Genomic DNA, 10,691 nt, shown 5'->3' on the forward strand with positions numbered 1-10,691 from the left:
TCCTCCCTTATGTGTGCTATGGTTATTTTGTTCGATTATTCCATTTTTATACGATTAGAAATATACGTCATATAGTGCGCGCACCGCTCTTTCGACCGCATCTGCCTTGACGCCAAACATCATGCTCACTTCAGATGAACCTTGGTTAATCATTTCAATATTGACGTTTGCCCGCGCAAACGCTGCCGTCGCTTTCGCCGCAATACCGACGCTCCGCTCCATTCCTTCCCCGACGACCATAATAAGCGCCAAATCGCGTTCAATAGACACTTCATCTACACGCAACTCTTTCACGATGCGCTCCAAAACGCGGCGTTCTACGTCCCCAGCTAATTGTTCTTCACGTAAAATGACCGACATATTATCAATGCCTGATGGTGTATGTTCATATGAAATGCCTTCATCTTCTAAAATTTGTAACAACCGGCGTCCAAATCCAATTTCGCGGTTCATTAAATATTTGCTGACGTTAATGCTGCAAAAGCCGGTGTCGCTAGCGATGCCGGCGACAGGACGCTCGCGATGATCTCTCGTGGCGACGATCATCGTTCCCGGTGCTTCAGGATTGTTCGTATTTTTCACACATACCGGAATGCCGCGACGATATACTGGTTCGAGCGCTTCATCATGAAAAACAGAAAAACCAGCATACGACAGCTCGCGCATTTCGCGATACGTCAGCTCTTTTAATTGGCACGGATGCTCGACGATCGATGGATTGACGCAGTAAATGGAATCGACGTCGGTAAAGTTTTCGTATAGCTCAGCACCAACACCTGCGGCTACAATTGAGCCGGTAATGTCCGAACCGCCGCGCGGAAACGTCACGATATGCCCAGAACGAGAATAGCCGAAAAAGCCAGGGATCACTAAAATGCCGCTGCGCTCATTTAAACGGGCGAGCTGATCGTATGACTCAGGCAAAACTTGTGCGTTCCCCGGTTCATCCGTCACGAAAATGCCAGCATCTTTCGGATTGACGTAATGCGCTTCATAACCGAGCTCACGAAAATAATGCGCCATCAACTTCGCGTTATTATCTTCTCCGCTCGCCTTTAACGCATCAAGCAAGCGCTCCGGTTGATCGCGATACGTATCGATCACTTGTTGTAAGCTTGCAGAAATGACATCTAAAATATCGCGCGACAAATGCAAATCGGTAACAATCTCATCATAACGCGCGACAACTTGCGCAAGCACCCCTTCGTACAACTCATCTTCTATCACTTGTTTCGCCAACGTAATAAGCAAGTCCGTCATTTTCGTATCATCTTTACACCGCTTGCCTGGGGCAGAGACGACGACAAATTTGCGCGCTTCATCCGATGTCACGATATGTGCGACTTTTTGAAATTGCTGTGCATTGGCAACAGAACTTCCTCCAAATTTTGCGACTTTCATATGCGATAACCCTTTCCTTCTATTTTTCTATAAAAATAACAGCTGTATAAGCCGCTATTTTACGTTTCATCGTAAACAAGTCAACTTATTTTCTTATCATAGCACATCTTTATTTGTTTTTGTCAGAAAAATTTTTCAATTTTCGTATTCCTTCTTTGCAAACACCGTACGATAGCCATGAACAGCCGGCGCAAAGCACATCTAAATCATCCGGCTCAACGGTCCGCTTCGTTCGTTCGATGAGCTCTGACTTCATATAAACTCCTCGTTCTTCGAGCTGTAAATGGTTGAGCACGCGCCGATCCATCGCCAATACGTGCTCGTTCGAGTTTTCATCTGCTTCGCAACGGTCGATCCCATGATGGGGACATGCATAACACGCCTCATCGAGAGCAGCGATGACACGAATCGGCACGTCAATATCGGGATCGCGCATGAGCGCGACAATTTCACTCATCTTTTCCACAAACGATTCGCTATATCCCATCCCTTGAAACCCATGCACACATAATAAATGATGTCCACGCAACGTCCTCATCGTTGTCCCCTTTTCCCTCGTACTACCGAGATATTATACACTATTTTTCATAGTTATTCACTATTCTTTGTTGTAAAATGAAAATGAGCATCGCTGTTTTGTACATTTTCCCTTCCAACGTCCCTTTTTGTATGTCGACAATGAGTTCTTGTTTATTTTTTAAAATGACTTTCGTTTTCTTTTTCTCATACGGCTGTATCGTCTTGATGTGGGATTGTGCCATCCATATGCATCGATCGCTGTCAGGAGAACATGTTGGAAAGAAGTAGAGCTGAAGCGCTTCACAAACGGAGACGGGAACCATTTGCCGAATGCCGAGAATATGTTTTGCTGCATGCACTTTTCCTTCATACGTACTTCCGTAGTAACGGCAGCTTTGTTCCATAATTTGTTTCGGTGATTGCTCTACTTTGTACGTATTGTACAATTCATACACGATTGTGCCGAGCCGGCCATATTCATCGTATTGCGGCACGAGCGCAGCCGTTTCCTCCATAATAATGTACTCTTCCATCCGTTCCATCATAACTCCCCCTCACAAATGTATGTTCGCCATTTATTATAATGAATTTTCATAATTTTAACAATAAAAAATCTCGGAAAACTCCGAGATTATACGGTGAACTGCTTCCCTTTTTCCGCTAAATGTTGCGCTTTGTCGCTTAACGTTTGCACATTTGCCGCAATTTCTTGCACGGCGGAAAGCAACTGTTCGTGCGCCGCTGCCGCCGTTTGCGTTTGTTGCTCTGCTTCTTGAGCGATCGCTTCCGTCTCCTTCATCGTTAATGCCAGCTCATCAAAAGCGCTCGTCATGACAGCAATTTTTTGGGCGACATCGTCCATTTGAACCATCACGTCATTCGTTGCTTGTTGAATGCGGTCGAACGTGTCATCCGCTTCACGCGCCAGCATCATGCTTTTTTCTGATTCTTTGCGCACGTGCTCCATCGCTTCAACCGATTGTGACGTATCCGTTTGCACTTCTTGCAATAGCTCGCGTATTTGCTTCGCCGATAAAGACGATTGTTCTGCCAATTTTCTTACTTCATCCGCCACAACCGCAAATCCGCGGCCGTGCTCACCTGCGCGCGCTGCCTCAATGGCAGCGTTTAACGCCAACAAGTTCGTTTGTTCTGCAATGTTTGTAATCATTGTCGCCATTTGGGCAATATGGGCTGATCGTTGATGCAACGCTTGAATCCATTCACTTGATTGCGCAATAAAGTTGTTCATCGTTTTCATTTGATCGATCATTTTGTCCATAGCGGCCGTTCCTTTTTCCGCTTCTGCCGTCATCGCCCGCGCCGCTTCTGTTGCTTGTTGGGAACGCGATAAAATGTAGTTTGTGTCATCGACGAGCGTTTGGACAGATTCAGCATTTTGCTGCGCCCATACGCGCTGCTTGCTTGATCCGGCTGCTACTTCCTCCATCGTTGCCCCCACTTGCTCCATCGCTTGTGCCGCTTCCTCCGTAATCGCAGTCAACTCGTGCGCCGACGCGGACACATCGCGAGAAAGTTGTTGGTTGGCGCTAATCATCGCACGAAATGAGGCGATTAGCGAATGGAACGATTGGGCAATACGCGCAAATTCATCATTTGAAGAAACAGGCATTTGCACCGTTAAATCCCCATTTGCCGCCTGCATGCTTGCTCGTTCAATGGCGACAATTTGCTCGCGCACCGCCATGTAAAAGGCGATAAATAAGTAAATGACAACCGCTACCGCGAACGCTCCAAAACCGATCGTCACCCATTTCTCAAACATGACCGTACGATATTCGTGATCTAAATGCTGCTGGAATGCTTGAAGCGAAAAACGGGCGAGCTCATGCAACGTTTCATGCGCATCGTTCGTTTTTTCGTATAAATCGACAGAGGTGAGCGAAATGCGATTCGTTTGTAAAAATTCACGTTGAAACAAGCTCGTCATACTTAATAAATCCGTCGCAATAATATCGTTGTATTGTTGCACTTTTTTCCGCATCGCTTCTTGATCCGCAAAAAGCGGGGCGGTCGAACGGCTGACTGTTTGCATCGCCGTTTCTAGTACGTTCGTCCAATACGTCATTTTCGAACGTTCAATTTCGTACAATTCGCTCTTTAACGTCAGTTCTGCCGCGTACGACTGCGCGCCGCCAATCGTTTCCGTTAATATTGGGACATGCTCGACGAACAAGCGGGCTAAATAATGATTGTTCATATCGTTATCGAGCGAGACGTTCGAGCGGTCAGCGATGTAAAGCAACATTTTTTGCACATCATAAATGAGCGCATTGTGGCGTTTTGTCGCTTCAGAAACGGTAAACGTCGTCCAGTTTTGTTGGATATCGTTTATTTGTTGAATAAGCTGTTTCCACTGTTGTTCGTCAATAAACGAAGCGCGTTTCTTTTGATGCACAGCTTGCAGCGAGTCAACCGATTTTTTTATCATCTTTTGCGCTTCCGCTACGTTTTCTTCTTTCCCATGTCCCAACAAAACGGTTGTCGTATATTCACGGTGCTTTTGTAAACTATACATCGCGTCAATCATCGGAGCGATATATGCAATTCCTTCGCTTTCTCGTTCAATGACCGTCGCTTTTTGCGTCAATAGCCGAACGTACAATACGCTAATCATAAAAAGAGTAAACATAAAAATGATTGCTAACAACATGAACTTTTTACTAAAAGGCAAGCGATTAAGCAACTTTTTCCCAAACGTAAACACCGCTTCATCCACGCTCCTTACGAAACCAATATGTATGTATTGTTTTCTATTTTATCAGATGATTCATAAAAATTATATAAACAAAATAAAAATTAGGCCATTAGGCCTAATTTTTATTTCGGAATAAAGCGAGCGCTTGTGCGGCTGTTTGTTGTGCGTGTTGTTGAAGTAGCGCGACCGCGCGAGCCATCGTTTCTTTCCGTTCTTCTCGTTCATGCATACATTGCTGAATATAGGAAAATAGTGCTTCGCCGTCCCAGTCGTCTCGTTCGACATGCGCAAACACCGGTTGGTTTGCTTGCTCGGCAAACGCATCAATTTTCGGATCGTACGACAAAGCGATAAACGGCGTATGGGCGACCGCTGCGAAAATAAGGGCGTGTAGACGCATACCTACAAGCAAATGAGCACTTTGAATGATCGCCATTTTCTCTTCGATGCTTGCGTCATGCGGCGCTACGACCGCATGTTCAGTCATCATCTGAAGCACACGACGGGACGTTTCATCATCATGACGTCCGTGCATCGGGATAAATACAACATCATATCCGGCTTGTACAGAGCGATCGAGCGCTACCGCTATTTTTCTTTCAAAATCACAACCGCGCGGCCAATCGCGCACCGAAACGGCAATGACTGGACGGGTAAACGATTGTTCGTTCCACCACGTCGTTGGCGACGTCGGCGGCTTCAGTCCCATCACTGGATCAGGTACGACCATGATCGACCGTTTTACACCTAACGTATGCAATAACTGAGCGGACGGCTCATCGCGCACCGTGATGCGATCGACTTGATTAAGCGTCCATCTCATGAGCCACTGATTTTGTTTTTTATTGACAGGCCCCATCCCTTGGGCATACACCATCACCGGCTTTCCTAGCCATTTCGCTAGTTGCATAATCCCAGTGTAATACGGAATGCTGCGCCAGCCCGTTTGATCTTGAAGCAAGCTGCCACCGCCGCTAATCAATCCATCACTTTCGCGGAGCGCTTGAATGATTTCGTTTATTCGCCAGCGATTGACCGCACGAACACCGTACGTTCGTTCCGTAAACGATGGGTCGTTCGACAAAACCGTCACTTGTACATGCGGATCGTGCGCACGAAGCGCCTGAATAATCGCATATAAAATAGCTTCATCTCCCACGTTATGAAAACCGTAATAGCCCGAAAGTACAATGTTCATCGTATCACCTTTTTCCATTTCCACACCGAGCGATAAGCATAAATGAGCACGACACCGAATACAAATCCGAGCCCGAGGCTATATATCGTGCGAATAAATGAAATGAAGAGCGGAATGTGCAGGTGTGTAAATGTATTGATCATCGACAGCCAGCCGATCGTTCCTACAACGAGAAGAACAGCACCTAATTGCTTTTGTCGGTTTATGACCGCTAAAGCGAGCACGTAGACTGGAAAACCGAGCAAAAATTCTTTTGTGCGCGGGCGTACGTACAACCATTCTTCTAATTTTTGTCTCGCTGCTAGTTCAAACGCACTCGCCGTTCCTGTATTGCCAGAGCGCAAGACGTAGTACGCCAACAGAGCGAAAATGATCAAGCTAAGCACGACATGTCCGACAGTAATCGGATGCTTCCATAGCCGCTTCATGAAAGGTAAAATCGGCTCTTGAACGATTGAAGGCAAAACGAGCGCGACCATCGCTACAATCGGCACGACGTAAACGAGCTTTACCCCACGAAATCCTTCGCCAACGTAAGCGATATACTCGTTTCCATACAACATCGTCACAATCCAACTGATTCCGACAAACGAAATGATGATCGCACGACTATATGCCGTCATCGTTCCGCGCCATCCTTCTTGGACGGAAGAAGGCTTGGCAGCGTAAACAGGTGTCACAATCGCTACAAGTAAAGCAAGTGCTTTCCATGCTAAATCGATTGCGAGAAATGCACCAGCCACGCTAAGAGCGAACGCCCCCCCTGCCGCCACAAATGCCCATAACGGAGAAACGAGCGAACGAATAGCGAGAAAAAGGAAAGCTGTCGTCCCAACAATTAAACCAATAGTTGCCATAGACGACCGTTCTACTGGCGCAAACGGTTCACTTTTTCCGAGCGTATAGTGGCTTGGCATATGTTGAACGATTTGTTTCATGACGGAAACGGTTTTTTCAATATTTTGGGCTGTTTCTTCGGATGTATACGGGCGAATAAATAGGGCGCGAATGTTGCGCTCTTTAATCGCACGAATCGCTACATCAACCGCTTCATTTGGCTTTCGCTGCTCTAAATTTAAACTATGCAAACGAACAACGTGCACATCCATCGCTTTTGCTAATGCCGTCAACCCTTTTGCTTCATAAAACTCCGTTGACAATAAAGCATACCCTGCACGCTTCCATCTTTCTCCCCACTTCTCCACATCTGCAGGGTAGCCTGCCACTTGTTCACCAGTAGGAAGCAGTTTTGACATATGTTCATTTTTTAACGTTTCGACTTGTTGAAGCACGCGGACGCTCGCTTCATTCATATCGCGCGCATCTGGAATGCGAAGTACAACCATAAAACCGCGTTCGATGACATGGGCGACTTTTGCTTCATCGTATCCGAGCGGCACGCGCTCGATTTTTTTCGCATTTCCTTCAATGACATAGTACGTTTTTTGATTGATTTCAACTTCTCGGACGTCATCGCCGAACGTCTCACGTAATGACGAAGCGACCGGGAACGCATCGTTAAGCGGATACACAACAAGTCCGCGCGATGGCATTTGATCGACACGTTCATTTAATAACACGAGCGTATGCTTCCATTCGTCCATCTTTAACAACAACACATGTCCTGATTTTTCAAGTGACTCGAGCGTTTCTGCTTCAATGCTCACCGTCGTTAACCCAGCTTCTTTCAGCTTCTTCCACACATGTTCGCTATCCTGTTGCAACCACGCCTCAATTTCGTCGTACGGCATGATGATTTCATACGTCCGATTGTTCCACTCCACTTCATGCCGCTTGCCTACCGCCGGGGCGATGAGCACGAGCGAAATCGCTATAATCATTAACAACCATTTTTTCACGTGTTTCATCCCTTCTTCGTTTGATTCAACCATTGGCGCATTTGCTGAAGCGTAACGCCACCGAGCGCGAAAACCACTCCAACATAAAGCAAGCCCCCTCCGATCGTTGCCGCCGCTACATAAGCGAGAGAAGCCATTCTACTAGTCGTTGGGGAAATGAAAAATAAACATGCGCCCATCATGAGTGAGGCGAGTGCGTAAATGATCGCTTGGCGATTCCAAAATGCGAGCGGAATGCGCCGACGAATCGCATAATGATTTGCCCACGTAATCAACGCATACGTGACAAACGTCGAAATGCCGGCACCGATTAGGCCGTACCGTGAAATAAACAAAACGTTTGCTCCCCATTTCACGAGACAGCCTATTACAATAATGAAAGCAGCTCGTTTCGACTCGCCAATGCCTTGTAAAATGCCGGTTCCAAGCAACGCAAATGATGTAAACAGAGAGCTTGCCAACACAACCGCCATCGTCGCGCTCCCTTCGTCATTTGTGAATAAAGCGACGTTGAGCGGAACAGTTAAAGCGGCGAGTCCTGCCGCCATGGGCCATGATAAAAAGTGCGATAGCCTAAACGACTGTTCGATCGTTTGCTGCGCTCGGTTTATTTCCCCTTTTGCGAGCTGTTTACTTAACAGCGGGATGAGCGGGAGCACAAGGGAAGATGAAAATACGGTCGCAATTTGCACGAGCGCTGTGCCACGGCTGTACAGCCCAAATAAGTAGCTCGTTTCCCCTGCTTTTATCCCATGCCAACGAAGCGCGATCGGGACGGAGAGCGAATCGACTAAATTTAAAAATGGCATCGCAAGCGCACCGAGCGCAATCGGGATAGATAAAGCTAAAATCGTTCGACTCGTCTTTATCCATTGCCCACGTGAAAGTTTTACGCGCTTCGGACGATAAAGGGAACGGCGGTACAACATGCGTAAATATATAAGGCTAGCAAGCGCACCGAGCGGTGAACCGATCATGATTCCCCCTGCCACGACATCGTCTGGATACGCAACGCGAACCATATAAAAAGCAAGCAGTAAAATAAAAGCAACGCGCACAAATTGCTCAAGTACTTGCGACGCAGCTGTCGGCTTCATATCTTCAAGCCCTTGGAAAAAGCCGCGATATACAGCCATATACGGCGAGATAAGCAACGTCGTACTGACGACGATAATCGCCCATTGCGCTTCCTTGCCACCTAGTGCTTGGGCGATCCATGAGGAGCCTCCTGCAAGGAGCGAAAAGCTGAGCACGCCGAAACTAAATGCCAACATGCTCGCCGTCTGCACGAGACGCGCCACTTCATCTTCTTTTTGCTGCGCGCGCGCTTCCGAAATTAATTTTGACACCGCGATAGGAATGCCTGCGACAGATAAAATTAAAGCAACCATATAAAGCGGGTAAACGAGACTGAAAATACCGAGCACTTTATCCCCTGCAATATTTTGCAACGGAATACGAAAAATGCTGCCGAGCACTTTCGAAATAATCGTACCGATCGTCAAAATCATCGTTCCTTTTATAAATGACTGACTCATTTTCCGACAACCTTCTGTTTTAAGATGGTCCACGCAAAGCGCGGCAACGCAAGCATTCGTTTCGCCCGCGTCGGCTGTTTTAACAGTCGATACAACCATTCTAAATGGAGACGAATCCATAGTTCAGGCGCGCGCTTCACCACGCCAGCAAGCACGTCAAAACTACCTCCGACGCCCATCCATACACCGCGTCCAACCGTTTGTATATGTTGAGAAATCCACTGTTCTTGTTTCCCCATGCCTAACGCGACAAAGACAAAGTCCGGTTCGGCTCGCTTCACTTCTTCGATGATCGTTTCATCGTTCCAATCGAAGTAGCCGTTGCGTACTCCGACTAAACGAGCGTTCGGATAGCGGTCGCGCACATGTTTCGCTGCCGCTTGTACAACTTCTTCTTTTGCGCCGATCATATATACGCGATATTCATGCTCATCGGCAAGCTGCAAACAGCGGCAAAGCAAGTCGTAGCCAGCCACTCGCTCTGGAAGCGGCGTTCCGAGCAGCTCAGCCGCTTTCACGACCCCGATGCCATCCGCGACGACGTAATCCGCTTGCTGAATGGTCGCCATATATGTAGGCTCCTCATTCGCTTTCATCACAATTTCAGGATTGGCCGTAACGATAAAACAAGGGTTTTGTTGCTTCACGCGCGCGTGAATAGCGGAAACGACTTCATCCATCGTCGCGCGCACAAATGGAACTCCAAGTATGTGAATCGTTTGAAACGACATAAAAAACTCTCCTTCGCTTCGATCATTCGACAACATTATTAATCATATCACATGAATATAACAATTGACTATTTCTTCTTTGTCATAACATTGGTAAACTAATGGTATACATATGTGCATAAGAAAGGGTTGCATACGCGATGGAACAATGGACAAACGATACCGTCAACCGAACGATAATGGCTCTCGTTCAACAATTAACAAAAGATTGGACGAAGACGAAAGTACACTCCGAAATATTAGAGATTTTTATGAAAATGCGCATGGAAACGAAAACAGAGGAAGAATACGTTTCGTTATTGTTGACGAACGTCGCTTTTGCGACGGAATCAAGTTTCGCGCTAAACAAAATATTTGAGCTTATTTTGCTCAATAAACAATTTCCTCCTGCAGAAGCTGTGCAAGCGTGGGTTACCGATGCCCATGAAAAAATTGAACAACAATTGCCGACGTTGCGCGACATGTATCAAAAACATTTTAGCGGCGAAGAAAATATGAAGCGGAAACTTGAACTAAGCTACTGCCCTGTATTATTAAGCAATCGTATCAAAACAGATTTTATTTTTGCTTTCATTCACGAACAAAACCAGCCGATGATGAAAGACTTTTTCCATGCCGATCCAAAAGCGGTGCTCGAAGCGCTTCATCACATCAGCGGCTTTTTCGCAAGCATGATTTTAGAAGGAATTGAACTGATATAAAAAAGGGAGCCGATTCGCTCCCTTT

9 protein-coding genes are annotated in these 10,691 nt (G+C 46.6%); 1 reads left to right on the top strand and 8 read right to left on the bottom strand.

All coding sequences use genetic code 11. The features are described from left to right. Nucleotides 1-54: 54 nt before the first annotated feature. From V7Z64_RS08825 to V7Z64_RS08860, 8 genes are all read right to left on the bottom strand, one after another. Nucleotides 55-1,401 (bottom strand): aspartate kinase, encoded by a 1,347-nt coding sequence (locus V7Z64_RS08825; protein ID WP_297988734.1) that lies wholly within the window; start codon nt 1,399-1,401, stop codon nt 55-57. Between the two features lie 109 nt (nt 1,402-1,510). Beyond that, a complete protein-coding gene (locus tag V7Z64_RS08830; RefSeq protein WP_297988736.1) occupies nt 1,511-1,939 on the bottom strand; it encodes a DUF1284 domain-containing protein in 429 nt (142 codons plus the stop codon). Nucleotides 1,940-1,979: 40 nt separating this feature from the next. Then, nucleotides 1,980-2,465: a competence protein ComK gene (locus tag V7Z64_RS08835; RefSeq protein ID WP_334110112.1), complete on the bottom strand. Its 486-nt coding sequence runs from the start codon at nt 2,463-2,465 to the stop codon at nt 1,980-1,982. A gap of 86 nt (nt 2,466-2,551) precedes the next feature. Further along, the gene (locus V7Z64_RS08840; protein WP_297988740.1) at nt 2,552-4,660 is read right to left on the bottom strand and encodes a methyl-accepting chemotaxis protein; all 2,109 of its coding nucleotides are present in this window, start codon (nt 4,658-4,660) and stop codon (nt 2,552-2,554) included. Between the two features lie 94 nt (nt 4,661-4,754). Next, nucleotides 4,755-5,837 (bottom strand): polysaccharide pyruvyl transferase CsaB, encoded by a 1,083-nt coding sequence (csaB, locus tag V7Z64_RS08845; RefSeq protein ID WP_297988743.1) that lies wholly within the window; start codon nt 5,835-5,837, stop codon nt 4,755-4,757. After that, nucleotides 5,834-7,705 carry a DUF5693 family protein gene (locus tag V7Z64_RS08850; protein WP_334110118.1) on the bottom strand — a complete coding sequence of 624 codons (1,872 nt, stop codon included), beginning with the start codon at nt 7,703-7,705 and terminating at the stop codon, nt 5,834-5,836. Before V7Z64_RS08850 ends, csaB begins: the two co-directional genes overlap by 4 nt. After that, nucleotides 7,702-9,234: a putative polysaccharide biosynthesis protein gene (locus V7Z64_RS08855; RefSeq protein ID WP_334110114.1), complete on the bottom strand. Its 1,533-nt coding sequence runs from the start codon at nt 9,232-9,234 to the stop codon at nt 7,702-7,704. Before V7Z64_RS08855 ends, V7Z64_RS08850 begins: the two co-directional genes overlap by 4 nt. Beyond that, nucleotides 9,231-9,965, bottom strand: coding sequence for a WecB/TagA/CpsF family glycosyltransferase (locus V7Z64_RS08860; RefSeq protein WP_297990020.1), 735 nt, complete (start codon nt 9,963-9,965; stop codon nt 9,231-9,233). The genes V7Z64_RS08855 and V7Z64_RS08860 overlap by 4 nt, the downstream gene beginning before the upstream one ends. A 140-nt stretch (nt 9,966-10,105) precedes the next feature. Between V7Z64_RS08860 and V7Z64_RS08865 the strand changes: the two genes are divergently transcribed. Next, nucleotides 10,106-10,666 carry a hypothetical protein gene (locus V7Z64_RS08865; protein ID WP_334110116.1) on the top strand — a complete coding sequence of 187 codons (561 nt, stop codon included), beginning with the start codon at nt 10,106-10,108 and terminating at the stop codon, nt 10,664-10,666. Nucleotides 10,667-10,691 lie beyond the last annotated feature (25 nt).

It is taken from the genome of Anoxybacillus sp., from assembly GCF_036834105.1.
Classification (GTDB): Bacteria; Bacillota; Bacilli; order Bacillales; family Anoxybacillaceae; genus Anoxybacillus.